At 63.3% G+C, this 26,977-nt stretch carries 16 protein-coding genes; 7 read left to right on the top strand and 9 right to left on the bottom strand.

All coding sequences use genetic code 11. The features are described from left to right. Positions 1-293: 293 nt before the first annotated feature. Together fae and JSS27_21160 are read left to right on the top strand one after the other, a co-directional pair. Complete coding sequence (gene fae / locus JSS27_21165; GenBank protein MBS0211460.1) at positions 294-791, top strand: formaldehyde-activating enzyme; 498 nt, start codon at positions 294-296, stop codon at positions 789-791. A 172-nt stretch (positions 792-963) separates the two neighbouring features. Further along, complete coding sequence (locus JSS27_21160) at positions 964-1,830, top strand: NAD(P)H-binding protein (GenBank protein MBS0211459.1); 867 nt, start codon at positions 964-966, stop codon at positions 1,828-1,830. 10 nt (positions 1,831-1,840) lie between these two features. Here the strand turns inward: JSS27_21160 and JSS27_21155 are convergent, their stop codons facing one another. Continuing rightward, the gene (locus JSS27_21155) at positions 1,841-3,484 is read right to left on the bottom strand and encodes a M20/M25/M40 family metallo-hydrolase (protein MBS0211458.1); all 1,644 of its coding nucleotides are present in this window, start codon (positions 3,482-3,484) and stop codon (positions 1,841-1,843) included. 461 nt (positions 3,485-3,945) lie between these two features. On the opposite strand from JSS27_21155, the gene JSS27_21150 reads away from it, so the two are divergent. Continuing rightward, entirely contained in the window at positions 3,946-5,523 is a 1,578-nt protein-coding gene (locus JSS27_21150) for a sulfatase (protein ID MBS0211457.1), read from the top strand. Between the two features lie 37 nt (positions 5,524-5,560). On the opposite strand, the gene JSS27_21145 is transcribed toward JSS27_21150, so the two are convergent. Continuing rightward, the gene (locus JSS27_21145; GenBank protein ID MBS0211456.1) at positions 5,561-6,256 is read right to left on the bottom strand and encodes a hypothetical protein; all 696 of its coding nucleotides are present in this window, start codon (positions 6,254-6,256) and stop codon (positions 5,561-5,563) included. Positions 6,257-6,532: 276 nt separating this feature from the next. Then, positions 6,533-7,753, bottom strand: a complete 1,221-nt coding sequence (locus tag JSS27_21140; protein ID MBS0211455.1) for a PQQ-binding-like beta-propeller repeat protein — start codon at positions 7,751-7,753, stop codon at positions 6,533-6,535. Positions 7,754-7,948: 195 nt separating this feature from the next. Between JSS27_21140 and JSS27_21135 the strand changes: the two genes are divergently transcribed. The 3 genes from JSS27_21135 (at position 7,949) to JSS27_21125 (ending at position 14,450) form a co-directional block, all read left to right on the top strand. Then, positions 7,949-11,857 (top strand): hypothetical protein, encoded by a 3,909-nt coding sequence (locus JSS27_21135; GenBank protein ID MBS0211454.1) that lies wholly within the window; start codon positions 7,949-7,951, stop codon positions 11,855-11,857. A gap of 242 nt (positions 11,858-12,099) precedes the next feature. Further along, complete coding sequence (rmuC, locus tag JSS27_21130) at positions 12,100-13,461, top strand: DNA recombination protein RmuC (protein ID MBS0211453.1); 1,362 nt, start codon at positions 12,100-12,102, stop codon at positions 13,459-13,461. Positions 13,462-13,508: 47 nt separating this feature from the next. Beyond that, complete coding sequence (locus JSS27_21125) at positions 13,509-14,450, top strand: aminotransferase class IV (protein ID MBS0211452.1); 942 nt, start codon at positions 13,509-13,511, stop codon at positions 14,448-14,450. Positions 14,451-14,469: 19 nt separating this feature from the next. On the opposite strand, the gene JSS27_21120 is transcribed toward JSS27_21125, so the two are convergent. Beyond that, positions 14,470-20,685, bottom strand: coding sequence for an NPCBM/NEW2 domain-containing protein (locus JSS27_21120; GenBank protein MBS0211451.1), 6,216 nt, complete (start codon positions 20,683-20,685; stop codon positions 14,470-14,472). A gap of 157 nt (positions 20,686-20,842) precedes the next feature. After that, a complete protein-coding gene (locus JSS27_21115) occupies positions 20,843-21,610 on the bottom strand; it encodes an SDR family NAD(P)-dependent oxidoreductase (GenBank protein MBS0211450.1) in 768 nt (255 codons plus the stop codon). 161 nt (positions 21,611-21,771) lie between these two features. On the opposite strand from JSS27_21115, the gene JSS27_21110 reads away from it, so the two are divergent. Continuing rightward, positions 21,772-22,425 (top strand): DUF3467 domain-containing protein, encoded by a 654-nt coding sequence (locus JSS27_21110; GenBank protein MBS0211449.1) that lies wholly within the window; start codon positions 21,772-21,774, stop codon positions 22,423-22,425. Between the two features lie 181 nt (positions 22,426-22,606). On the opposite strand, the gene JSS27_21105 is transcribed toward JSS27_21110, so the two are convergent. From JSS27_21105 to JSS27_21090, 4 genes are all read right to left on the bottom strand, one after another. Then, a complete protein-coding gene (locus tag JSS27_21105) occupies positions 22,607-23,626 on the bottom strand; it encodes a lipid-binding SYLF domain-containing protein (GenBank protein MBS0211448.1) in 1,020 nt (339 codons plus the stop codon). Positions 23,627-23,792: 166 nt separating this feature from the next. Next, positions 23,793-25,100, bottom strand: coding sequence for a PQQ-binding-like beta-propeller repeat protein (locus tag JSS27_21100; GenBank protein MBS0211447.1), 1,308 nt, complete (start codon positions 25,098-25,100; stop codon positions 23,793-23,795). After that, positions 25,090-26,013, bottom strand: a complete 924-nt coding sequence (locus tag JSS27_21095; protein MBS0211446.1) for an NAD(P)-dependent oxidoreductase — start codon at positions 26,011-26,013, stop codon at positions 25,090-25,092. Before JSS27_21095 ends, JSS27_21100 begins: the two co-directional genes overlap by 11 nt. Before the next feature lie 124 nt (positions 26,014-26,137). Next, positions 26,138-26,977 carry a hypothetical protein gene (locus tag JSS27_21090; GenBank protein MBS0211445.1) on the bottom strand — a complete coding sequence of 280 codons (840 nt, stop codon included), beginning with the start codon at positions 26,975-26,977 and terminating at the stop codon, positions 26,138-26,140.

Here is a 26,977-nt window from a genome sequence, read left to right as displayed (position 1 = left end):
GCTCTGCCGGTGGTTGCTGACTCGGCCCAGCCCGGCCTCGTGCAACGAAACCTTGGTCCTCTGTTGCATTTAGAGCATCGTTTGATATTGTTTCGGTCGTCGTTGGCACGGCGTGGAACCAGTTGCTCTGGGGGGCGGGCTGGCCTTTCGCGCCGTGCGGCGCGAAAGGGACTGCTAACACTGGAGCGCCTAATCGGCTGGGGCCGCTTGCAATTCGACGCGGCGACCGCCAACTTAAGCACTCCGCATTGCACCCGCATTCTCGAAACACAATTCTGAAAGGTACGAAGACTATGTCGATGTTCATCGGCGAAGCGCTGACTGGCGAAGGGAACGAAATTGCTCACATCGATCTGTTGATCGGCGACAAGTCGGGCCCGGTGGGCGTCGCGTTTGCCAACGCGCTGGCCCGCCAGAGCGAGGGGCACTCGAACCTGCTGGCCGTGCTGACGCCGAACCTGGCCGTCAAGCCGGCCACCGTCATGATTACCAAGGTCACGATCAAGGGGGCCAAGCAGGCCGTCCAGATGTTTGGCCCGGCGCAAGCCGCGGTGGCCAAGGCCGTGGCCGACTCGGTCGCCGCCGGCGTGATCCCCAAGAACAAGTGCGAAGACCTGGTTATCGTCTGCGGCGTGTTCATTCACTGGCAGGCCGCCGATGACAAGAAGATTTACCAGTACAACTACGAAGCCACGAAGCAGGCCATTGTCAACGCCATGGCCGGCAAGCCGACCGCCGACGAGATGATCGCCGGCAAGGAATCGGCCGCGCACCCGTTCCGCGGCTTCTAAGTTCCCGGTTTTCAGGCGGAAAAACCTACGTTTCAGCCGTACTCCCCAGCAACTATGCTAGGGGGGTACGGCTGATTGTTTAACGCTGCTGGCGCTGGCCGAAGTCGATTGCCGACTCGGCTTGCGCAGGCTAGCGCCGCTCGATTCACCAGCACCTCCGAGACCGCATCGCATGGACCGGCAAAAGGTTTTGTTGCAGCTCGACACCGACGAACAGCCGAGCGCGTTCGATAGCATCGTCGCCATCGACGCCGGCGAAGTCGATCGGCTGCTCCGCTATAGCAACGTCACCACCTACAACGTCCGGTCGATCGTGCATGGGGCCATCTTCACGCGCGGCCCCGACGACCTGAGCCGAACGGCGATCTTTATCGGCGGCACCGACGTCGCCGCCGCCGAGGCGGTGATGACCCAGGTGCTCGACACCTTCTTCGGGCCGTTGCGCGTGTCGGTGATGCTCGACCCGAACGGGGCCAACACCACGGCCGTGGCCGCGGTGCGGGCCGCGGCGCGGACGCTCGATCTGGCGGGGGCCAAGGCGGTGGTGCTGGGGGCGACTGGCCCAGTGGGTCAACGGGTGGCGCGACTGCTGGCTCGCGAGCAGGCCGACGTGCGCGTGGCCTCGCGCCGCGCCGATCGGGCCCAGGCGGTGTGCAAGGCGGTCTCGGCGATGGTCGAAGGGGCCAAGCTGACGGCCGTTGGCACCGAAACCGCCGACAAGACGAAGGCGCTGCTCGACGACGCCCAAATCGTGATCGCGGCCGGCGCGGCCGGCGTCGAGCTGATCTCGACCGAAGACTGGCAGGGGAAGTCCGCGCTCAAGGTGATCATCGACCTGAATGCCGTCCCCCCCTTGGGCATCGGCGGCGTCGAGGTTCACGACCGGGGCGTCGAACGCTCGGGCGTGGTCTGTTACGGCGCGCTCGGCGTCGGCGGCACGAAGATGCGCCTGCACAAGCTGGCCATCAAGCTGCTGTTCGAGCAGCGCGACAAGGTGCTCGACGCGGAAGAACTGTACGAGATCGGCCGCGGGTTGTAAGCGGACGCCGTTACTGGCCCGCGTTGGTTGTGGCAGCGTCGGCCGACGCGACGGTTGGCGTGTTGGGCAACTCGATGGTTTTCATCAAGCCGTCACGTTCGATCAGAAAGCTCATCGGCAGCGGGCGCTCGCGAATCAACTGCTGAAACTCCTCGTCGCTCTGGAAGTCGACGCCGTCGACCTCGTGAATCCGGTCGCCGAGTTTCAGCCCCGCCCGGTCGGCAGGCGAGCCGGGGATAATCTGCACGAGGATCAGCGTGGCCGGCTCGGCCGCGTCTTCGCGCCAAGAGATACCGACTCTGGCCGGTTCGCCACGCAGCGTCAAACGCCGGGTTTCGTTCGCTTCTTCCCCCGGGCGTTGTATCACGATGTTGACATTCACGGGCGACGCCACCACCAGCGACCGCAAGTCGGTTCCATTTCCCAACGGCACGTCGCCAAAGCTGAGCAGCCGGTCGCCCGGGCGCAAGCCCGCTCGAAACGCGGCGGAACTGTCGACCACGCGCGTGACGCGCAGCCCGGGCTCGTCGTCGTCGGCCCATTCAACGCCCAAACGCCCCGCCGGCGTCGGCATGGGGGCCTCGATCACTTGCCGGGTAGCAGTTGTCTCGGTTCGCGCATCGTTTCGGAAGCCGGGGCTGCCGTCCCGGTCGGCCAGCGCTCGAACCGTGCCAAACACCAACCGCGCCACGTGCTCCATGCCGTCGTAATCGAGCTTCTCGGCATCGTCGCTGGGGCGATGGTAATCGTCGTGCAGCCCGGTGTGGAACATGACAATCGGAATGCCCATGCGGAAGAACGAGTAGTGATCGCTGTTCCGCTTGACTTCCCAGGTGAACGTCAACGGGATCGACGAGTAGCTGTTCTGCTCCGCGATCAACCGCCGCAGACCGGCCTGTGACCGCCAGCCGATGACTTCCAGCTTGCGGCGTTTGAGCCGGCCGACCATGTCCAGGTTGCACGCGGCGACGACGCCGCGTCGTGGAACCGTGGGGTTTTCGACCCAATGATTCGAGCCGCTCAATTCATTCTCTTCGCAATCCCACAGCGCAAACAGAATCGGCCGCCGCGGCGGGCCGGGCAAGTGCTGCAACGCTTCGATCACTTCCAGCAGGGTCGCCACGCCGCTGGCGTTGTCGTCGGCGCCGTTGTGAATCTGGCCAATCGGGCCGTTGCTGTTCTTGGGCGTGCCATAGCCGACATGGTCGTAGTGGGCGCCGACAATGATGTACTGGTTTTGCAGCGTCGGGTCCGAGCCGGGCATCACGCCCAGGATATTCTGGTACTGGGCACCGAACTGCTGGAAGTAGCTGTCGCTCTTGCCGGCTGGCTGGAGGTCGAAGTTTTCGAACTTTTTCACCAGAAAGATGGCCGCGGCCCGCCCGCCACGGGTGCCGGCGGCGCGACCTTCGAAGGTGTCGTTGGCCAGCGTCTCGACGTAATCACGAAGCGTTTTGCTTTCGATGGTCGCGGCCGCGGCCAGGCCGGCTTCGTTCTCGACCGCGAGGGCTGTCCAAGGGGCCAGCAACGAACATGCGGCCACGCACATCGCGAGGCCGCGAATCAAGAAGCCACGAAACTGGGACGTACCGACCCGAGCCTCGGGGCGACGCATCTCATCTTCGAGAACACCGTCGGAAACAATAAATGACATACCTAGCGCGTCGCCTTGTTAGCGCGACACCTTCGTGTAATCGTAATGTCTTGGGAAAGATGCCCTGGATCACGTCAACGGACTTACGCCCAGAGATTTCTGCCCACTGGGTCGCTCGTCGATTCGGCAGCCGTTGCTCGGGCATCCCGGCCTGAGATGGGAACTGACCCTTTGATCGTAAATCTGATTGCTCAAGCTCTCAAGAAAAAAACGAGTTTTGCCAAAAATTGGCGAGCACTCGAGCCAAGGAGCACGCCCGCACCGCTGCCATCGTCCGGCTCGTAACCGGGCCGAAGCGCCTGCTGGACGGCACGTCTTGAACCGCTGAGACGATCGCGGTCAGCGACCAACTTTGCCGACGACGGCGATGCTAACCTTGCCCGTCCGAGGCACTCAAGTCAAAGTTTGAAATCAAACCAAATCCAAACGATCCACCCACTTACAGCCGCGAAAGCAATGCCATGAGACCCTCAATAGTTGTCGATGTCCCGAGAGGCACTGGCCACGAACCATCACCGTGCGGTAGTGGCAGGCCCCCCATTGCCACGGGACGTCGAGTGTTGCGCGGCGCGGGGTGGCCTGCTTTGCTTGGGTCGCTGGTTGTCCTGTTGATTGCATCCGCGGGCTTCGCCGCCGAATTGCGTCCAAACATCGTCTGGTTTGTCGTCGACGATATGTCGGCGAACTTTTCCTGCTATGGCGAGAAACTGATTGAAACACCCCATGTCGATCGGATGGCCCGGGAAGGAACTCGCTTTACCCACGCTTTCGTGACCGCGCCAGTTTGCTCGCCGTCGCGCTCGGCGCTGATCACCGGCATGTACCAGACCACCATCGGCGCCCACCACCACCGCAGCGGCCGCGGCGTCGAGAAGATTCACCTGCCCGAGGGAGCCACGCCGGTGCCCACCTTGTTGAAGCAAGCGGGCTACTACACCTGCATTGGCAGTCCCCAGGTCGCCGGGAAAAAGGCGCTGGGCAAGACCGACTATAACTTCGAGTGGGACATCGCGATGTACGACGCCAACGACTGGCGCGGCCGCGCCCCGGGGCAGCCGTTCTTCATGCAGGTTCAGTTGCACGGCGGCAAGTATCGCGGCGGCAAGAAGTGGGAAGATGAATGCCAACGAGTCCTCGGCGCGTGGGTCAAGCCGGCCGATGTGACGCTGCCACCTTACTATCCTCGCGATCCCGTGTTGCTCGACGACTGGGCCAGCTACCTCGACACCTGCCGATACACCGATTACGAAGTGGGGCAGGTGATCTCGCGACTGGAACAGGAAGGCATCCTCGACCAGACGTTGCTCGTGTTCCTGACCGATCACGGCATTAGCCATGCCCGCGGCAAGCAGTTCTTGTATGACGAAGGAACGCACGTGCCGCTGGTGATTCGCGGCCCCGGCGTGCCGCGCGGCACGACGCGCGCCGATCTGGTCGAGCATATCGACGTGGCGGCGTTGACCTTGGCGGCGGCGGGCGTGCCGCGGCCAGCAAGGATGCAGGCCCGCGACATCCTGGCGGCCGATTACCAGCCGCGCGAGGCGGTCTTTGCCGCGCGGGATCGCTGTGACGAAACGGTCGAGCACCTCCGCTCGGTGCGCACCGAGCGCTGGCTCTACATTCGCAACTATTTGAACCAGCGGCCCCACTTGCAGCCGAACAATTACAAGGACGGCAAAGCGATCATCCGCCGGCTGCGCGAACTGCACGACGCCAAGCAACTCGACGAAGTCGCCGAGCGGTTGCTGTTCGCGCCTCAGCGACCGGCCGAGGAACTCTACGAATGGCAGGTCGACCGCTACCAAATCAACAATCTGGCCGGCGATGCGCGCTCTGCCGAAGCGCTAGGGGCGATGCGCCAACGGCTGGTCGAATGGGAAGCGTCAACCGGCGACCGGGGCCGCGTCCCCGAGCCGGAAAGCATGTATGCCAGCGACATGGCGGAATATCTAGGCGCAGGGCAGAAATCAGGCCCGCAACGCCAGCGACTGGAACAAAACATCGAGCAGATGCGCCGCTGGGCCGCCGAGGGGAAATAGCCTGCGCGGCGGTTGCTTGCCATTCAACCGACGAACACTAATAGCGCGCGAACGGGTTGCTTGGCCCGGGCACGCGTCGACCGGCGATGGCCATATGCGGGTTTTGTCGGTTTGGCAAGTCAATCAGGTTGTCGCTTTCTCCGGTCGCGGCGACCAACTCTTGGTGAACCGAACCCGAATGGTGCGGGCCGCCGCCCATGATGTTCCAGACCTTGGCATCGCTGCGAGCCAGTGCCGATGGGCCGTTGATCACCGGCAGGTGGCTTTTGGTATCGTAGGCGACCACGCTCAGCTTGGCCGTCCCCATCGCCTTGTCCCGATGGAAGAACGAGACGCGCGGAATCATCATCGACAATTGCGGCATCGGCACCTCGGGCGTGCCAACGAACATTTCCTGCCGGTCGGTCCCCACGCTGCCGCTGGCAACTTCCAGCACCACGTCGGAATCCTCGGGCTTGTCGACCAGGGTCGCGCCGATGCACATCACCCGCTGGTGCAACGAAACGATCACGTAGTTCTTGTCAACGCAGTCGAGATATTTGGTCTCGACGTAGACTTTGGCGCCGCGGATCGGGGTGAGGTCGACTTTGTTCAGCGAGTGATCGACGGCGCTCGAGATGAGCAACTGCTCAAGCCCGGTGCGCGAGGTATCCGATTGCTTGGACGTGGCACAGCCCAGCGCGCCGCAGGCCAACGTGGCCAGCAGCAGCCAGCCACCGAAACGCTCCGCCATGATGTCTTCCCCCCGTGTCCCGGCGTCTGATGCAACGCCAACGACCGATTGTCGGAAATGCCCCAGCGAGCGGCGCGAGGGCAGCCTAGGCTCAAATGCGCAGCTCGAATCACAGTCCGTTTATGACGACTTTATCGATGGTATCGACGCTGGCGGCGTCAGACTTGAAGCCGGCTGGCGCGAGAGGCACAGCTAGCAAGAGAAAATAACCCGCCGGCTGCCGCTCGCAGCGCAGGCAGCTAGCGCCAATCTGGGCATCGACGTCAATTCGTCGGATTAGCCGAACGGATTCGCCCCGGCGGCCCCGGGCTCGGCCGGCGCTTCGCCGTCCTCGGCCTTCTTCGCCGGCTTCTTCGAAGGGTCCACCGGCGGAGGCGGCACGTGCAAGAGCGGTTTCACCGCGTCGAACTCGCGCAAACAGACGATCAGTCCCGCTTTGCTCAACAGATAGATGCGATCGGTCTTCTGGTTCGTCAGCCGGACATCGAGCAACTCGATCGGCAATGCCCCCAGCCGGCCGCCGCTGGCGGCGTCAAACACATTGAGCCGGCCGACCATGTCGCAGGTGTAGACCCGCGACTTGCTCACCGCCAAAAGTTGGTCCTGGTTTTCAACCATCCATTGCACGAGCCCCGAGGTTGGCAACAAACGGCGCAAGCGGCCGCTATCGGCAATCAGGTAGACCGCGTCGGCCACGACGGTCGGCGGATTGCTGATCGGCGCGGCGGTCGAATAATGCCACTCGATCGCGCCGTTCGTGGCCCGCAATGCGTACAGTTCGCCATCGCGCGAGGCGACGTAATAGAGCGGCGGCCAGTAAGTCGGCTGGGCCACGATCGGACCCATCGTGCGCACCTGGACTCGATTCTGCCGCGATTCCAGGTCGTCGGCGAAAAAGTCGCCACGCAACGTCGTCCAAGCGACCTGCTTGTCGGCGATGATCGGCGCCGAGACGGCCGAGCGCGAACCAAACCGGGTGATCGGCGCGCGATCGAGCGAGTCTTCACGCACCAGCTTGTACTGCTCGAGCGCGCCGCTGTCCAAGGGCACCCAAACGTGATCGTCGCTCAGCGCGCAACCGGCGCTCGGCGCGCCGACCAGCTTTTCTTCCCAGGCAATCGCTCCCGTGTCGCGGCGAATGCAAAACAATCGCACTCCGTTCGTGGCGCACACAAAGTTCTTGTTCGCGCCGGGAACCGACGTGCCATGCTTGCTCGAGCCGATCCGGGCCGCCCACAAGGTGCGTCCCGTCTCGGCGTCGAAGGCTTCGATCGTGCCCAGCGTTGTCTGCACGATCAAGGCCCCTTCGCTGAGGATCACTGACCCCACGCTTCCCATGCTGGGGTCGACGGCGGCGCGCGCGAACCAGGCGCGCTGCAGCCCCATCGACTCGGCCTGAGTGTCGGTGATTAGCGCCGAAAGCCTTTCGGCACGCGCGGCCACGGGCCAACCAACCAGCACGGCGAACAGGGCCATCGTACAAGCGCAGCGGATCATGTCGCAAAACTCAACGGTGGAAAGGTTTGGAGACAAGCTGCGCGGGCCGTCTACCTTGGCCGCCCGCGGCTCCGGGGGGTGGATAGCGGTCCCGGGGTAACATTTCTATGATAGTCAGCAGACTCGGCAAACGCACCGCGATTTCTGACTTGCTCCCCTGCCCCGCCCGCTGGCTCGGACCTGCGTCGTAACCGCATGGACATTCCCTCGTTAGGCCCCGACGCCGCCCGACTCGTTGACGACGTGCTGGGGTATCTGAACCTGTCTTCGGGCAAGCCCGACGCCCGGTTCCGCAAGAACTGGAACGAACTCTGCCGCCGGGTTCTGGCTGCGGGGCCACCCCAACCCCTGTGGGACATTCTGCGAGGGCTGCTGGCCGGCCGGTTAAGTGAACTCACCTCGTCGAGCGCCGAGGGGGGGCCGTTTGCCGATGCGTCCCAGGCCCAGGCCATCGTCCAACTTGCGCTCGGGCCGGTGTTGGACAATTACCGAACATTCCACGACGACCTGCTGCGGCACCAGTCGGCCGAGTCGCTGTTTCAGACCGGTCTGCTGGCCCGGACTTGTGAAGCGGTCCTGCAAGTCGGCGGCCCCTGGGACGAGCACGAACGGATTGCCGACGAAGCCCGGGACCGGCTGAACGATTTCCTCGGCTATCGCCCCGTGGCGGTGTTGCGCTCGCCGCAACGTGTCGAACCGTACCGCCATGAATGGTTCGCCCCGTTGCCGGTCTATTGGCGCGACGTCGGACCCCTAGCCGGGCCGTACCACGATCTGATTACCCAGGCGCTGGAAATCGTCCGCGGGCTCGACCGCGAATTGCTCGAACGGGCCTGGTTCGATTTCGACCTGCTGGACGAGCTAGCCGTCGACCCGCGAGCCTATGACTTCGACCATCCAGTCAACAAGCGCCCCAATCACCAGTTCGGCCAGTGGGATCCGCACCGGTTGGACCAGCAAGCTCGCTATCGCCGGTTCGTCCTGCAAAGCGTGACGATCGACGCCTTGCTGTCGCGCGTGACTCAGCCCGGCGAGGCACCGGAGGGCGAACGACTGTTCGAAGCGGCCACAGTGCTGGTCGGCACCATGCTCATGTCCTCGGCCATCGGCGGGCGTGGACCCGAAACCCACGACTCGAGCGTGACGCTGGCCAAGTTGTATCCGCATATCGCCAAGCTGCGCGACGACTATTACGAGCGGCTGCTGGCGCAAGTGCCGGGCGAGCACGGCGAGCGGCTGCGCGCCGAGTCGGCCCGGCTGCATCAGCCGTTTGGCGGCGCGCGGCAACACCTGAATCAACGCCTGGCGGCTCAGCGCGGCACGCAACTGGAACACGTCCACTTGTCGCTGCTGTTTGCCCGGATGGGACAGCCCGAGGCCAGCCGCCGTCGCTCGCAAGACATCCCGGTCACCAGCGCGCGAATTCTGTGCGAAATCAGCGATCGGCTCTGTATTGGCAACCAGGACATCGACCACGGCCAGCCGCACTCGGTCTATGCCTTGCTGGGCGAGTGCGATGCGCTGCTGCACCGAGGCATCGAATGCGGCGCGCTCGTCGACCCGTGGAATATCCTAGGATTCCAGGGACAGTTCAGTCTGTTCCCGGCGCTCGAGAATAGCGTCCGCGACCACCGAGTCGACGTGCTGGTCCACGTGTTGCGTCAGGTGTTCGACCTGCATGTCCGTCTGTGTGGCGAAGCAGCGGCGCAAGGCAACCAGGAATTGCTGCAACAAGCCACGCGGCAGTTGGGCCGGCTGGCGCGCTGGTGGGATCGGTTTGCCAGCGTGGAAGTGTCGGGCGTTGAACGGCTGGTCGGTCAGGAAGTCGTTGAATCAGCGGCCCAGGTGGCCAGTGCGCTCGGCGCTTGGCACGCGGCCGGCGCGGCCGCCGCCGACATTGCCTTTTGGCGCGACCATGTGGCTGATTTCAACTCGATCAAGTCCTACGCCTTGGTGGCGACCGCCCTGTTGGACAAAGAGGATTACATCGCCTCGCGGGCCCTGCTGATGCAGTGGCTGGGCCAGGCCGATCACCTGCCGCTGGCCGAGGGGGATTACTCGTTCCACGAACTGGCGCTGCGCTGGCTGTCGGATGTGTGCCGCAAGCTGAAGAACGCCCGAGGCATCGCCCCTGACGCGGCCAAAATCTGGCCGATGGTGCAGAAGTTCTTCGATTACTTTGAAGCCAACGCCGACACCTGGTGGTCGGTGCCCAGCATGGCCGGCACGCGACGACAAAAGTCCGCGGCCGAGGGGGACGACGACGAAGGCGAGTCCGATACGTTCGACGCGGCTTACGAAACGATGGTCTACCGCGACAGCGCGGGGGACGGTCGCGAGGGGAACACCCTCGAAGGGGACGGCCCCGACGAGTCGTTCGACCTGGACGCCGAAAGCGAAGACTTGGGGCACCGGCTGGCGCTGCTGGTGACGGTGGCGCGACTTTGGAACATCGCCGCGTTAGCCGCGGGGCACGTGCCGGCGGAACAATGCCAAGAAATGCTGGCCGAAAGCGCAAGGCAAGCCCGCGGCCGGCTCGACAAGCTGCTCGAACTGCTCGACGAGGTGGCGTCGTATCAAATTGCCGACCCGTTGGGCACGCACGCGGCCTTGATCGAGTACGAACGTCAACGCTCGGTCAAGGAATCGCTGCTGGCACGCACGATCATCACGGCCACCGAGATGGCCACCGCCGCCCGCGCCCTGGCCGCCGCGCTCGACGAGCCGGCGTTCAATGCCTTGGGGGTCGAAATGCCCCGCTGGGTGCAACTGGCCGTGCGGGCCATGCGCCAGCTGCGTCTGGGGGACACGGCGGCCGTGCGGGCCGGCTTTGGCGAGTTCCTGCAAGTGCTGGGCGAGCAGCCGGTGCTGTACATTCCACTGGCGCGGAACGGCAAGCCGCGCTCGATCGTGGCGGCGCAAGGGGTGCAGCAGGTGCTGAACTTGCTGGCGCGCGAGCTGCCGCGGCAAGGGCTGATGGCTGAAGCGGTGCATCTGCTCGACACGGCCCAGGCGATGGAGAAGCATCGGCCCCAGGGCGAGGGCGCCGTCACCGAGTTCGATCGCTTGTTCGAGGCAGCCTATGCCGCGATGGTCGACAGCCTGTGCGCCGCGGCCGATGAAAGCCGCGCGACGGATCAGGAACTGGTCGACGTCGTCCAGTATCTGACCGAGGCGCTGCTGCATCGCTGGCTGACTCATAGCCAGTCGCTGCGGCTGTCGATCCTGGAGAAGGTCGCTGACAAGACACGCTGGCAAGCGCTGATCGCGTTCATCGAGAACTACGGCCATGACATTTTCACGCCGCGATTCCTCAACCTGAGCAACCTGCGGGCGATTCTGCACCAGTCGGTCGATAAATACCTGCAACAGCTCATCGACGAAGACGAGACCGATTGGCGCTTGCTGCGCGAACTGGGGGACAAGATTCCCCGAGCCGTGGCCGTCGAACAGTTGTCGATGGCCATCGAGGCGATCGTCGAGAACTACGCCGAGTTCAAGGACTATCACAGCACGACCACCCAGTCGGACCGGGGCGAGCTGCTGTACGTGCTGTTGGATTTCCTGCGTTTGAAGGCCAGCTACGAGCGCTACGCCTGGAACATTCACCCGGTGCTGTTGGCGCACGAGACGTTCGTGCGGCGTGGCAAGATGTCGGCGGCCGAAATCTGGCGCCGCTGGGTCGTCTCGCGCACGGCCGACGCGGCCGATTGGCATCGCCGCCGGCACGAAGACCTGCACAAACAATACGGCGTCCGATTGCCCACGGTAGCCGACCGGATCAACGAACGGTTCATTCGCGGTCTGGAAATCGATCGGGTCCGGGCGCTGATCAAGCCGGCCATCGAGGAGCCCCGCGTGGGGTTGCCGCCGACGGCGTTCGAGTTGTTCGAGCAAGAGCTGATCGAGTGGGCCGAGCATCCAACCGGGGCGGGCATCGACGTGCCAGCCTGGCTGGCTCTGCTGGAACAAGAGGCCGAGCAGGTGGTCACGCGCCTGCGCCGGCACGGGGACTCGGCGGTCGACTACCTGGGCGCGCCGACGCCAACCGATTGGAACGATCTGGTTGCCCAGGTACGGGCCATCGAGATCAAAGACGCCTAAGTAGCGTCGTCAGTTGCACGCACTTAGTATTACCAAGCCGGCGACTCGGTCGCCGCGAATCGGCGGCAGAGCCGCCGGCTTGGTGCATACTTGACAACGACGACGGCGGCCCGGCCGGTTGACAATCGTCGCCCCATGCCGCCAAATGCGGGAATCAGGGAGTATTTGTTTTGGAAGGACTCATTCCAGCGCTAGTGTTCGTGTTGGGCCTGGCTGTCGGCGCGGCCGTGGTCTTTGGGCTGATGCGCCAACGCCTGGCCCAGGCCGAGACGCTGGCCCGGGCGGCCACCGCAGCCGAGCGTGCCACCCTGGCCGAACGGGCCCGGGGGGCCGAGCAACTGCTGGCCGAGCTGCGCGATCGGGTCCACGAGCAACACGCCGAGTTGCAACAAATCACCTCGACGCACACCGACCTGGACAAGGAAGTCACCCGCCTGACAGCCACGCTCGACAGCGAACGCAGCGAGCACGCCGAGAAGCTCAAGGTCTTCGACGACGCCCAGAAGCAGCTCTCCGACGCGTTCAAGGCGCTGGCGGCCGACGCGCTGAAGCATAACAACGAGTCGTTCCTTGAATTGGCGACGACCAACCTGGCCAAGTACCAGGAAGCCGCGCGGGGCGACCTGGACAAGCGACAGCAGGCGATCAACGAGTTGGTCAAGCCGGTGAAAGAGTCGCTCGACAAGTTCGACGGCAAGATTCAGGAACTCGAGAAGACCCGCGTCGGCGCGTACGCCGGCCTGACCGAGCAGGTCCGCTCGTTGCTCGAAAGCCAGAAAGAGCTGCGCTCCGAGACGGCCAATCTGGTCAACGCGCTGCGCGCGCCAGCCGTGCGCGGACGCTGGGGCGAAGTGCAACTGCGCCGCGTGGTTGAGCTGGCCGGCATGCAGGAGCACTGCGACTTCTACGAGCAAGAGACGCTCGACACCGACGAAGGGCGTCTGCGCCCCGACATGCTCGTGCAACTGCCGGGGAACAAGACGATTGTCGTCGACTCCAAAGTGCCGCTGGCGGCGTACCTGGAGGCGATCGAAGCGACCGACGACGAGACCCGCAAAGCGCGGCTCGAAGAGCATGCCGGGCAGGTCCGCAATCACATCTACGCCCTGAGCAAAAAGTCGTACTACGAAGCGCTGGAGTCCTCGCCCGAGTTCGTGGTGCTGTTCCTGCCGGGCGAAGCGTACTTCTTCGCCGCCCTGTCGAGCGATCCGCAGATCATCGAAGACGGGGCGGCGCGGAACGTGATTCTGGCCACGCCGACGACGCTGATTGCGCTGCTCCGGGCCGTGGCCTATGGCTGGCGGCAGGAAGAGCTGGCCAAGAACGCCCAGCAAATCAGCGAACTGGGCAAGGAATTGCACAAGCGGTGCGCCGACTTTGGCGGGCATCTGAAGAAGCTGGGGACGCAACTGCGCGGCGCGGTCGAGGCCTACAACTCGGCGATCGGCTCGCTGGAAAGCCGGGTGCTGGTGACGGCGCGGCGGTTCAGCGCGCTGCGAGCCGCGAACGACCAGACGCAAATCGAAGAGACCGTGCCGATCGAAGTCGCTCCGCGCATGGTGCAAGCGCCGGAGCTGTTGTCGGGCATCGACGAGTTGGATTGATTTTCGCGTCGCGTCCATTCGGGTCGCGGCACCCCCAGGAATCGGGCATGGCTGAACGAGTCGTCTACTTCAACGGGGTTTGGGTACCCGAGCGCGAGGCCCGGCTGTCGATTTACGACTCGGCCCTGGTGATGGGGGACATGGCGTTCGACGTCACGCGGACTTTCCACCAGCGGCCGTTCCACCTTGGCGATCACCTGCAACGGCTGGCTCACTCATTACAAGTGCTGCGGATCGATCCCGGCTTGTCGCTCGAGCAGTTGGAAGCGGCGACGCTCGAAACCTTGCGGCGCAATCTGCCGACCGAGGCGGACGACGTCGACTGGAACATCATCCACAACGTCTCCCGTGGGCCGGCGGCGGGCTTCGAGATGATGTTCCCGGCCGAGCAGCGGCGGCCGACCGTGCTGATTAGTTGCGTGCCGCTGGTCGACAAGATGGCTACCCTGGCGCCGGCGTACGACTCGGGCATCGATCTGGTCGTGCCGGCGCAACGGGCGCTGCCGTCGTCGCTGTGGGACTGTTCGATCAAGACGCGAAGCCGGGCCGCGTTCCAGGTGGCGCTGCAGCAAGCGGCCGCCATCAAGCCGGGCGCCGTGCCAGCGCTGGTCGATCCCGACGGGCACTTGACCGAAACGACCAACGCCAATCTGTTCCTGGTCCGCGACGGGGTGCTCTGTTCTCCTTTGCCGAAGAACGTGCTGGCCGGAGTGACGCGCGGCGTGATCGCCAGCATCGCCACGCGGCTGGGCATCGCGCGGCGCGAAATGAACCTGACGGTCGACGACGCCCGAGGGGCCGACGAGTTGCTGATCACGTCAACGTCGATCGGAGTGCTGCACGCCCGATCGTTCGACGGGCGCCAAATCGGGGACGGCCACGCGGGGCCAATCACGCTGCGGCTGCGCGAAGCGCTCGGCCAGGAGGTGGGCCTGGATTTCGTGGCCCAGGCCCGGGCTTACGCCGCGCGGCAACCGCGGACGACCTGAGGCGCCCAGAGCGCTCGGGTCACTGCTTGGCGGCCGGGTCATCCCAGTCGATGTGACACTTGGGAAGCGCCTTCTGCAGCTTGGCCACACCGGCCGCGGTGACCTTGGTTCCCTTGACGTTCAGCGAGGTCAGCTCAGGGCACCTTTCCAGCGGCGTCAGGTCGGCCACCAGTGTTCCCGCGCAGTTCAAGATACTCAGCGGCACTCCTGCCAACGGTGACAGATCGGCAACCTTGGTATTGGGCAGGAACAACTGCCGGAGCGGCAATTCCGCCAACGGGCGCAAATCGGTGATCGGCGTATCGCCAGCGTTCAGATAAGTGATCCGCATTCCCGCCAGCGGCGTCAGGTCTTTGACCATCGTCACGTAGATGCTGACCGAAATCAATCGCAAGCCCACCAGCGGCGATAGATCGCTCACCTTGCCGCGGCCGTGCGTTCCTCCGCCCCCCAGGTTGATATCCTTCAATCCGGCGAAGGCTTGCAGCGGGGAGAGATCAGTGACCTTTTCGGGCCAGCAATGAACCAAGGTGACCACGCCGTTTTCCATGGTCGGCGGTACCTTGCCGTCGCGCCCGCGCAGTTGGCCGTCGAAGCCAGGGTTCAGCTCCATCATCTTTTTACTGACGGCTTCGATTTGCTTGTCGACCGGCAGCTTCTTCGTCTCCTCGACCCACTTTTGGAATACGGCGGCCTCCCCAGGCTTGCTGGCCGTGGCGTTGCTCGCGCCGTCCCATTGAATCTGGCAATTGGGCAATGCTTTTTGTAGGGCCGCGACGTTGGCGGCGGTGAGCTTCGTGTGCTCCGCACTGACGTTTTTCAGATTCGGGCAGCGTTGCAACGGGGTCAGATCTACAATCGCCGTGTAGCCGAAGCTGACTGCCTGAATCGTATCTCCCGCAAGCGGCGAGAGGTCGGCGACTCGCGTGCCGCCAATGTTAATATCCCGGAGCGGCATTCCCGCCAACGGCGTCAGATCGGCGATCAACGTGGCATAGGCGCGCAGGCTGACCAGCGGCATTCCCTTGAGCGGCGTCAAGTCCGCCACCCGCGTTCCTCCGCATAACAGCGAAGTCAGGCTCATCCCTTGCAGAGGAGACAAATCAACGAGCTGTCCCGCGTCGTCACGGCTACCACCGCAGCCCAGCGTGGTCAGCTTCGAAAACACTCGCACCGGCGAAAGGTCCGTCACGCGGTCGGAATAGAAAGTAAACTCGGTCACCGCCGCTTGATGGGTCTTGTGGGTGACCTTGCCGTCGAAGCCGGGGTTCAACTCCACCAGCTTCTTGCTGACGGCTTCAAGCTGTTTTTCGGCCGGCAGCTTTTGCGTCTCGGTCAGCCACTTCTGGAACGCGGGCGTGTTCCAAACGCCGCCGGCCTTCGGCTTTTCGGCGGCGCTCTGGCTGGCCGGCTTGAGACCGGGGATCGGTTGAATGCGGGTGAAGACCACGCGCGTTTTCGGCAAGGCGTCTTGCAGCCGTTGCACGTCGGCGAGCGAGTACTTGCCGTCCGCGAACCCCTGTGGTTCCAACTCGATGGTGTTGAGCGAAGTACATTTTTCCAGCGCCGCCAGGCCGACTCGAGTGACCTTTGAACAACCTCCCAGGTTGAGATAGCCCAGCTTGGGCAAGCGGGCCAGGTGAGCCACGCCGGCGTCCGTCAACTCGGCACAACTGGCGGCATTGACGGCGGCAATGCCCGGCATGGCGGCAAACGTCTCGGCCCACAGGTCACAATCTTTTTGGGGCAAGTAACTGAAAACGACACCGGTCAACTGGCGAAATTCGCTGAGGAAGGGAACCAGTTCATCGCGCGGAATCGATGCCGTCGCGTAAGTATCGATGCTGCTGAATACGAACGCTTCGGCGGGCAGAGGTGTGCCCGGCTTGACCACCACCTTCTTGTCGCGGACCATCAGCAGGCAGCCAAACTGGTGATCGAGCAACCACTGGGCCGCCTTGCGATCGAGAGCACGATCGCTCGTCGCGTTTGGCGTAGCCCCCAATGCCGGCGTCAGCCGCGGGTTGATCCACATGGCGTGACAATTGCCATTGCTCGAGCCCAGGCAGGCCGCTTCCAAGCGCAGTTCGTTGACGCCGCGAACCGAAAAGGAGAATCGGCCCGCCTGGCCGAGCTCTTTTCCCGAGGCGACCTTATACAACTCGCGTCCGTCTCCGATGACGCGAAACTCGACCGGCGAAGCCGGGGGCGTGGCCGCAGTCTCGGCAATCCCCACGATCCCTTCGAAGGTCTCGTACTTGCCATCCAAACGATAGCGAACCAGCGCTGGTTGGCCGCCGGCGGGATGAATGGCCAAAGAGTGAACAAGCGGTTTGCCCTGCCAGGTGGTGGGGATCCCAGCTCCTTCGCGAAGGCTGGGGGGAGCCAGGCCGTGCTTCAGAAGCGGTCCCCAGAAGGACTTGCTTTCCACCTCGGCCAGGTCATCCAGGTAGACAACTCCCGCCGAAGACGGCGCGGCAATGGTCCGCGCCAGCCGCGGGTCGAGCCAGACGCCATAGCCCCGATCACACGGCCCGTCGCACCTGATTTCAAGCTGTAACTCGCGCACTCCGGGCACCGCGACCGCGCACGTCGCCTCGTCGGTCGCTCCGCGCAGCCCGGGAGACTTCCACAGTTCCTTGCCGTCCCCCAGCACTCGGAAGGTCAATGTTCCCTTGAAGCCGTCCCCTTTCGCGGTCTTGTCGGCAAATCCGACCTTGGTTTCAAATGATTGGTATTGGCCATTTAGTTGATAGAGCACCTTGGCGGTGCTGTCGTCGCGGGGATGCGTCACCAGCGCATGGGCCGGTTGCACGCCGCGGAAGGTAAACGGCTGGTTGCTGTCTTCGTGGCCGCGCTTGCCCAGTATGCGATGGCCCCCTTGATAGAAGACCTCGTTCAAGTCATCGAGAAAGGCCACACTCGAATCCGATTGGCTGGCTACGGGCACGCGGCGGCTGACCCAGATGTCGTAGCCCCGCCCCCCAGGGACCGCTTGCGAGTGGAAATACACCGCGCGACCCTGGTCAGCGAGCTTGAACGCGCCGTTGCTCGGATCCCGCTCTCCCCCGCCCATTGGAATGCCAATCGATTGGCCAGGGCCAAACGGATCGGGAGCTTTGGCACGGGTGAAATACGACGTATCGCGAATCGAGCGACCTGCCGCGTCGTACTGCCGCGAGACAATCACAAAGCAGCGATCGTTCGACACGTAATAAGGCATGTCCCAATCGGGCGAACTGATCGGCTCGCCCCAACGCCCGGCGGTCGCGAACGGCTTGTCCAACGCCGAACGCGAAAACATCCACACGTCCCCCGATTGACTACCCGGGCGAGCGGAAGTGCACAACAGCGTCAATCCGTCAGGCGATAGCGCAGGGTGCTTGGTCCCGTGACCCGGGAGATTGACCGGCGCCGGCAGCGGCGTGGGGTTGATAAACGCCTGCTGTTTCGCGTCCCAATGACACTGCCACAGATCCTTATCTTTGACGCTCATCGCTTCCTGGCCGTCGTAGCTGACGATGCCCACATACTCAAATCCTGGCATAACAGGAAGTGATGTCGGCTTGGGCCAAGGCTCGCTTGGACTGGCGCGGCGACTCACCTGCAAGGTGCTTCGAGCATTGACGAAGTAAAGAGTCCGCTCGTCTTCGCTGACTCCCCACAGAATATCTTCATTGTTGGTGTTGATATTTGGCCCGAGATTCTCGGGCGCACTCCACGCATACTGCCTGCCGTCCTGGAGATCGTACGGCCAAGGGGCGTACGGCGAGGAAGCCGACGCAATGGTCGCTGACGAGCCGCTCGAAACGTCCGTCCCTCCGATTGACGGTCCAAAAGTGCGGCCGTCGTAATCGATGATGCACTTGGGTAACGCTTTTCTGAGCGATGCGAGGTTGTCGGCACTCAGCTTGGAGCCTGTGAGGCTGACGAAACGAAGCTTCGGCAACGAGGCGAGTTTTTCCAGTCCAGCGATTGTGACCTTGGTATTCCCAACCTCTAGACGTTCGAGCTGCGGCAACTTTTGTAAATGGAGCAACCATGAGTCGGCGGCGTTGGTACTGTCGATCCTCAAGCGGTCCAGCTTAGTTAACCGGCAAATGTTGACGAAACCTGCTTCGGTCAATTTGCCGCTGGAAGGGATCGACAAGTTATTGAGTTGGGCCCAGGTACCCATTCGCGCGGCAATCTGGTCATCGATGCCTGGCATGCCCAGACTCGTGAGGGTCGGGGGGGGAACAAATGCAGCGCGCGTGGCATCGTCCCAATTAGCGTCCAAGTGTTCGAGCGCCGGTTGGCTCAAGGCGAACGCCACGGCCGATTGGGGAGCAATCTGGGTCGAGTTGAGAAACAGTAATTTCAGGCTGCGTTGATTACGCAGCACCAGTAGCGCCGTGGCGGTGATGTCGTTATAGGCCAGATCGAGCCAGCTGAGTTGCGGCAGCTTGGACAGCGGCGACAAATCAGTGTCGGTGAGTAAGGTCTTGTTGAGCACCAGGTTCGACAGGCGCTTGCAGCCCGGAAGCTGTTGAATGATTTCCGCTGGCGGCTTCTTGCCCGCTGGGAATCTCACGGTCACCAAAGCAAAGTTTTCGACAGGCAGCTTGCCCGCGTCTTTGGCGTCGACGTTGCGCATCGCGCGACCAGTGCCGACTTCGATGCCAGCCAATCCTTGATTGGCGCAAATCCACTCGGCGACTGCGCGGTCAGAATCGCCGATCTTGAAGGCGCCGTCGGGGTCGGCCGATGGAGATTGCACCTCGACCGTGGTACCCGGCGCCGTCTGCACTTTCACTCCCGGCTGGGCCTCGACGCGAGCGACTTCCTTGCCGCCCGAATCGCGGAACACCAACCACAGTCCCAGCGCCACCAGCACAAACCCAGCCCCGCCAGCGCCGACGAGCACCAACGGGTTCTTCCCGGGAGGCGACTTGCCGCCGGCCGGTTTGGCGCCAGGCAGACCCTTGGGGAATTGAACCTGACTTTTGGGGTCGGTTTCCAACTCGGCCCGCGACGTGGAAAGCGTATTCCCCATCAAGCTCTTCAGTTGCTGATTACCGAACGCCGCCGTCGCGCTGTCCGCGAAGTCGACGACCTTGCCCGCACCACCGAGGCTCGGCGAGCTGCCCCCCTCGGGCTTGAACGAGCTGAGAAACTGACTCAACTGGGGGTCGCTGGTCGTGCTGGCCGAAGTGACCATCGTGGCCGTTGACGAAACCCCTCGGGCGGCGTCGAGTTCGGTAACCAGTTGATCGGCCGTCTGGTAGCGGTCCTCGGGGCGCTTGGCCATCATCTTCTGAAAGACCCGATCGACCTCGGCCGACACGTCGGGGCGCTTGGCCACGAGCGAGGGAATGGGCGCGTTCATGTGCGCCAGAATCTTCTTGACGACCGTGTCTCCTTCGAACGCGCTTTCAGCCGTCAAGATGCGATACAGCGAACAACCCAGGCTGTAAATGTCGCTGCGGGCGTCGGCGTGGCGGGTGTCGGTCGCCTGCTCGGGGGCCATGTAGTCGACGGTCCCCATCACCGCGCCGGTGTTCGTCAATTGCTGGTCGGCGGCATTGGCGTCCTCGAGCCGGGCCAACCCCATGTCGAGAATCTTGACGACACCCTTTTTGTCGAGCAACAAGTTGGCCGGCTTGATGTCTCGATGGACCACCCCTTCGCCGTGGGCGAACGCCAGCCCGCGGGCCGCTTGCGCGATGTAGTTCAACGCCTCGTCAACCGGCAACGGCCCGCGCTCTTTGACATTGGCCGACAAGTCCTTGCCGTCGACGTATTCCATGGCCAGATAGTGCAACCCCTTGCACTCGTCGGCATCAAGCGCCGCGACGATGTTCGGGTGCGACAACCGCGCGGCCGCTTCGACCTCGCGCTGGAAGCGCCGGATGGCGTCCTTGTCCTTGACCATCTGAGGGGGTAGGAGCTTGATTGCCACCAGCCGCTTCATCTTGCGATGTCGGGCCTTGAACACCTGCCCCATCCCGCCGGCGCCGATCTTGTCGATCAGCAGGTACTGGTTCAACACCAGCCCCTGGGCGCGGCCGGCCAACATTTGCTTGATTTGGAACTCGGTGAAGAGTTGCTTTTCGACGAGCAACCGCGCGAGTTCTTCACCCGTCTTGGGCCGGCTCCCCGCCGGCAGCGAAGACCAGAAGGCCTTGATCTCGTCGGCGGGCATAATGCTCGCGTCGACGATCGCTTGCCCAAGTTGTTCGGCCGTCATTGCCATCGGACTGCCCAATGCCGATTGAGGACTGAGCCCCCCATTGTAAGGATCGCCGACGCGCGGCCGCAATCATTCCGCGGCGGCGGCACGTCGGTTTTTTAAGATGCAACGACGAATCAGGCCGAGCCTAACGGCTGTAATGGCAATCTGACGCATGGAATCATTTGGGGGCCATGTGCATGGCCCCGTCCAAGCGTAGCACCGCGCCATTGAGCATGGGGTTTTCGATGGCCTGCTGGACGAATTGGGCAAACTCGCCGGGCAGCCCAAACCGTGCTGGAAACGTCGCGCCAGCCAACAGCGATTGGCGAATCTCGGAGGCGGCCGCGGCCATCATCGGCGTCTCGAACACCCCTGGCGCAATCGCCACCACGCGAATGCCGAACCTCGCCAGTTCGCGTGCCGCGGGCATGGTCATCGACGCCACGCCCCCCTTCGACGCCGCATAGGCCGCCTGGCCGATCTGTCCTTCGTAGGCCGAGATGCTGGCCGTGTTCACCACGACGCCGCGCTGGCCGTGTTCGTCGGGCGTGTTCTTCGACATGGCGGCCGCGGCCAGCCGCAACACGTTAAACGTGCCGGTCAGGTTCACGGCGATCACGCGCTCGAACATCGCCAGGTCGTGCGGCCCGTCGCGCCCCACGACCCGCGCGCCGGTCAAAATGCCGGCGCATTGCACCACGCCGAACAAGGGACGCTGCGGCTGCTGGGCCAACGCCACGGCGCGCTCGATGTCGCCGGTCGAGGTCACGTCGGTGGCGATGAACTCGGCCAGCGCGCCGAGTTGAGCGGCGAGCGCCTGGCCCTCGGCGGCGTTCCGATCGGCAATCACCACGCGCGCGCCCAGCGAGACCAGCCGCTCGACGCAGGCACGCCCCAGGCCAGCCGCGCCACCAGTGACCAGAAACGAACGCTCGGCGTAATTCATCTCGGATCCTTTGGCGCTCTGCGCTCGTGAATGGCAATTGGGGGTGGCGAGAACGATCTTATCGCGCCGCGCTCAACTTGACGACTTGTTGACCGGGGCTGATGATAACGGTCGATCGATACTCGTCTTCCAGCACCTTTGAGCAGTCAACTGGACCGCACATGACCAACCACGGCGAACCGGCAGGTCCGGGTGACCCCAGCGATCCACAGAAATATGAAATGGCGCCGGTCAGCGCGCGGATTCCCACACAAGCCAGTCATTGGATTCTGGCCACCGAAGTGATCGTGTTTCAGGCGCCGACCGAGTTCGTGATCGACTTTCTGACACGGCTGGGCAAGCCGCACATCGTGGCGGCCCGCGTGATCATCTCGCCGCCCGTGTTCGGCCAGGTAATCGGCGCCTTGCGCGAAAACCTGGGCATGTACACCAGCCGCTTCGGTCCCCCTGCTCCGCTGCCGGTCGTCAGCCAACCGCCGCCGGGCGCCGCCGGGATCGTCGGCTCGCAGCCTCATGGCAAGCCGCACGCCACCGAGAATCGGGTCACGATCGACGACGTTTACGCCGACTTGAAGCTGCCTGATGAAATGCTGAGCGGCGTGTATGCCAACGCGGTGATGATCGGGCACACGGCGACCGAGTTCTGGTTCGACTTCATCACCAACTTTTTTCCGCGCTCGGCGGTCAGTTGTCGGATTTGCATGAGCGCGCAGCACGTTCCCGGCTTGCTCCACTCGCTGACCGGCGCGTTCGAGGCCGCCCAGCGCCGCGCGCAAGAACCCCCGCCCGAACCGCCGAAGGATTCAGCGGAATGACCCCTCGGGCGAGTGCGCCTCGACCCTTCTCCCCCGGGGAGAAGGTGGCCGAAGGCCGGATGAGGGTCCACTCTCCACTGCTGACAAGCTGAGCGTCGCGCACGCTTCTCACCCCTCACCCGGCGAGTTGCGCTCGCCACCCTCTCCCGCAAGGGGCGAGGGTTGAAACGCACGACTCGCCTTACGGCGCCGGTGGTGGTGGCAAGGCCAGCCGGGCTCGCGTGGCGGCGGTGACTTCCTGGGTAAACTCGCGTAGGGTCTCGTACGTCGCCTGGAACTCGGGGCGCTCAGCCAACGCTTTGTACTCGGGCCGTGTGGCCACGGACGCGTACCGATCCTGCACCGCCTTCAGGCTATCAAGGCTCGGCGCGACGTCTCCTTCAAACACCTCGCGTGGCAGCGCCAGGTATTGCTGCCAACTGGGATCGACCAGCGGCGTCAACTGTCCCGCATTGGTCCGTAATGACTGGCGTAGGACCATCAACCGAGTCGGCGGCGCGCTCCCAGATACGGCACCCGGCGCGGCCGGTGCGTGGGCCACGCCGTGGGTGATGGCGGTCAGATCCTGGCGCAGCTTGGCCGCCGACTGAGGAACGTGCAGTGGTATCTGCCCAGCCCCAGCGCCGTAATAAGCCAGCGGACTGGTCTGATCGACTTCAATCACCGAGCCGTCAATCGCCAGGCCAGCGAACAACCCGCGGCTACGCGAGTAGGAAAGAATCTCGGCTTTCAAGCGCGCGTCGGTGGCGGCGGCCGCGTTGCGCCCCACGGGACCGGCCGAGGCGGCCGCGTCGGCGCCGATTGTCACCTTGCCGCGCAGCAGCCCTTCGACGCTCTTTTGAGTCATGAACACCAGAATCACATCCGAACCTTGTACGCCCGCTTGCCAACCGACGCTGCCACCGGTCAGGGTGATGAACTGCGGCAAGGTCCACTCGCCGTCCTTGTCCTTCACCATCACTACTCCCTGTCCGCGCCGCACGCCGGCCACAAAGCCGATCTTCAACACGTCGGGCACAATCACGATCCCCTGAGCCTGCGTGATTAGCGACTCGGGAATCTGCTTGGCCGGAATGGCCATCACCTCCTGCAACACCTGATCGGCCGAAAGGACCGTCTGCTCGGGATCGGCGTGGACGACCGGCGCGCTGGCGCTGAACGTGACGAGCGCGGCAATGACCAGTGGTGTGTATCGCAACATAAGCCTGCCTCGGTGCGAGTCAACGAATGAAACCGAGCCAACGAATACGCCCGGCGCAGCCCAGAATCTAGCCGCGCCGCGCGCGATTGGGCAACCTTGATTTGCCTGGGCCGCACAAAGTTTCCGCCGGTCGCGTGTCGCCCGCGGCGTGTGTGCCCAGCTAGCGTTACTTGGCGGCAATCTTGTAGAGCGAATTAAAGGTGCGCATGTACAGCGCGCCGTTGGCCACCGCCGGCGATGCCCGCATGCCGTCGCTTAGCAGGCCTTGCGCCACTTCCTGATACTCGGTGCCGGCGCGGATCACGTAGCTGGTCCCGACCTCGTCGCAGAAGTAGATCAAGTCGCCAATCACGACCGGCGACGCCACGAACTGTCCGCCCAGCCGCTTGGCCCACAGTTCCTCCCCCTTGGCGGCATCGACGCAGAACACCACCCCCTTGTCGGTCACGTAGTAAATCCGGCCCTTTACCACCACCGGCGAAGACAGCTTGGCGTTGTTCTTTTTGCGCATCCAATTGACGTGACTCTTCGACACATTGCCGCGCGCGGTGCTGTCGAGGCGAATGTTATACAGCTCGCTGCCGCCGGTATTGACGATGACTTGGTGCGGCAAAAACAGCGGCCGCGCCGAGGCGTTCATGTCGCTGTGCTCGAACGTCCAAATCTCTTTGCCGGTCAGCGGCTCGTAGCCAAAGCCGGCCTTCGATCCGATGGAAATCAGCTGCGGCTGGCCGTCGACCATGGTGATGACCGGCGTGTGGTACGCCTTGCGCAGATCGCCGTCGGCCTTCGGCTTTCCCTCGGCGTTCAAGTCCTTGTAGTCGGTGCTGCGTGGCGTGTGCCACACCGTCTTGCCGGTGCGCTTGTCGAGGGCTTCGACGTATTGCAGGTCGATGCCATCGAACGTCAGGATCAGCAAATCCTGAAACACGACCGGCGACGAGCCCGGCCCGCGAAAGTGACGGCACGGCAGGTCGCGCCGCTGCCAGACGACGCTGGCTGTTTCCGGATCGAGCCGCGCCGTCCCATACGCGCCGAAATGGACGTACACCGCGTCAGGTTCCAAGTAACACGACGGCGAGGCGTACGTGTTCACCGGATTGCCCAACGGCTCGGGCTCGGGATTCTCGAACACCAGCTTGTGGTGCAGCACGCGCCCGCTGGCCGCCTCGACGCAATAGACGTACTGCTGCTTGCCGTCTTCGGTGGCCGAGGTGAACCAAAGCTTGCCGTGGCCGATGACCGGCGTCGAGAGCCCAGCCCCTTCGATCGGAATCTTCCAGGCGACGTTCTTGCCCGAGGCTTCGTCCCAAGTGGTCGGCACGCCGGCGCAATCTTCCGCGGCCGCGTGCCCGTCGAAGGTCGGGCCGCTTTTGTCGGGCCAGGGCAGTCGCTCACCCGGCGCAGCGGCCACCGCCACGGCCGCCGTCAACCAGACCATCGCGCTTGCCAGCCGCAACAACTTATTTGGCACGGTTCTTCCAATCGATGCCCGACAGATTCGCCAGCGCCAACTGCAAGGCCTGCACACCGCAGCGCGAGTGCCCCTGGGCCGCCAGTGCCACGTATAGTTGCTGGGCCAGGCCGAGTCCAGGCAGCGACAGATTCATCCGCCGAGCCTCTTCCAAGGCGATGCCCATGTCCTTGATGAAATGCTCGACGTAAAAGCCCGGGTCAAAGTTGTTGGCCAGCAATCGCGGCCCATAGTTCAACAGCGACCAACTGCCGGCCGCCCCCGAGCCGACCGACTTGAGCACCGTTTCGAGGTCGAGCCCAGCCTTGTAGCCGTACAACATCGCCTCGCACACGCCAATCATCCCGGTGGCGATCAGAATCTGGTTCACCATCTTGGTGTGTTGACCAGCGCCAGGGCCTCCCTGGTGAACGATCGTCTTGCCCATCGCTTCGAAGCAGGGCATCAGCGCGTCAACGACACTCTTATCGCCGCCGATCATGATCGACAGCCGGGCTTCGCGCGCGCCGATGTCGCCACCCGAAACCGGCGCGTCGACGCTATGCACTCCCTTGGCCTTGGCGGCGGCTTCGATTTCACGCGCCAGGGACGGTTCGCTGGTGGTCATGTCGACCAGAATGTTGCCGGCCTTACTGCCGGCCAGCGCGCCGTCCTTGCCCATGGTCACTTCGCGGACATCGCGCGGATAACCGACAATGGTGAACACCACGTCCGATTGTTCGGCAACCGCTTTGGGCGTGTCGGCCCACTTGGCGCCGGCGGCCAGCGCCTTGTCGGCCCGTTCACGAGTGCGGTTATAGGCGGTGACCGCGAAGCCTTTGGCCAGCAGGTGGCCGCACATGCTGGTCCCCATCACACCGGTGCCGATCCAGCCGAGTCGCGTCTTGCCGGGTTCAATTTTGAGAATGGCCATGCGATGTATCCTTCTGTATTGAGAGTTGTGTGTGGATCAAAGTTGAATCGTGCGGCGTGGTTGACGTCGGGCACCAAAAGAATGTTAGTCGTATATCACGCAAGTGCTCTTGGACATGGAACTGCTACGGAACTCCCGCCTTGGCCTTCAACGCAATGAGCAGATCGGCAATCTCACTCGGAACGCATGCATTCTGGCACTGCCACTCACCGATTGCCTTGGCTAGGTCGGCATCGGACATGGATGTCGAATTTGTTGCCGGCGCGTTGGTGTACACCCAACCGCGAATGTGCCTGAAGAGTTCTTTGCCTGAAAACTGCGATCGCCATTGACCATTCGTGATCCAAGTGGTGGCGTCTACATGGTGATTTGCCAGAGCCGTTTGAAGATTAAGGTTGGTCAATGTTGGCACATAGGCTTGCACTTGGGCTCGCCAGGGTTCGGCCAGAACATACTTTTCGGCCGATGTCTGATCAGTCACTTCAGGGCATATGGGGTCGTGATAAAAACCCTGGAGTGTTCGTTCTCTCACTTCAGCGATTACTCTTCGACAAGCCATCCACCACGCCAATTCCCCAGCACGTTGCTTAAGCCGTGTATCGATATCCGCAGCCACGCGGCCTTGTGAGTTTAAGCGACACCCAGCGAGCGCGGCGCAATCTAAAAGGTGATTTTCGACTTCATGCACATCGGCAACAAATTTCCGACCCTTTGCAGGATTATTCCAATCCGCTCGATTCGACGTCCGAAAATCACGATCGACATAGGCAAACACGTTTTTAAGTCCGGCTGACTCTGCCTCCTTTAGAACAGCTAAAATGCCGTCCGCTCCTCCGCCAATGTAAAAGCGAACTGCCGGATCATCGTTCCATGCCTTTCGCAAGTAATTTTCAGTTACGACATCTTCGACCCAAAGGTTGATAGCGCCGGTGTAAAAGCCGGGGAACTTGGCAGTTGCCGTCAT

This window comes from Planctomycetota bacterium (genome assembly GCA_018242585.1).
GTDB lineage: Bacteria > Planctomycetota > Planctomycetia > Pirellulales > PNKZ01 > JAFEBQ01.
This window is presented reverse-complemented; position numbering and strand designations above follow the sequence as displayed.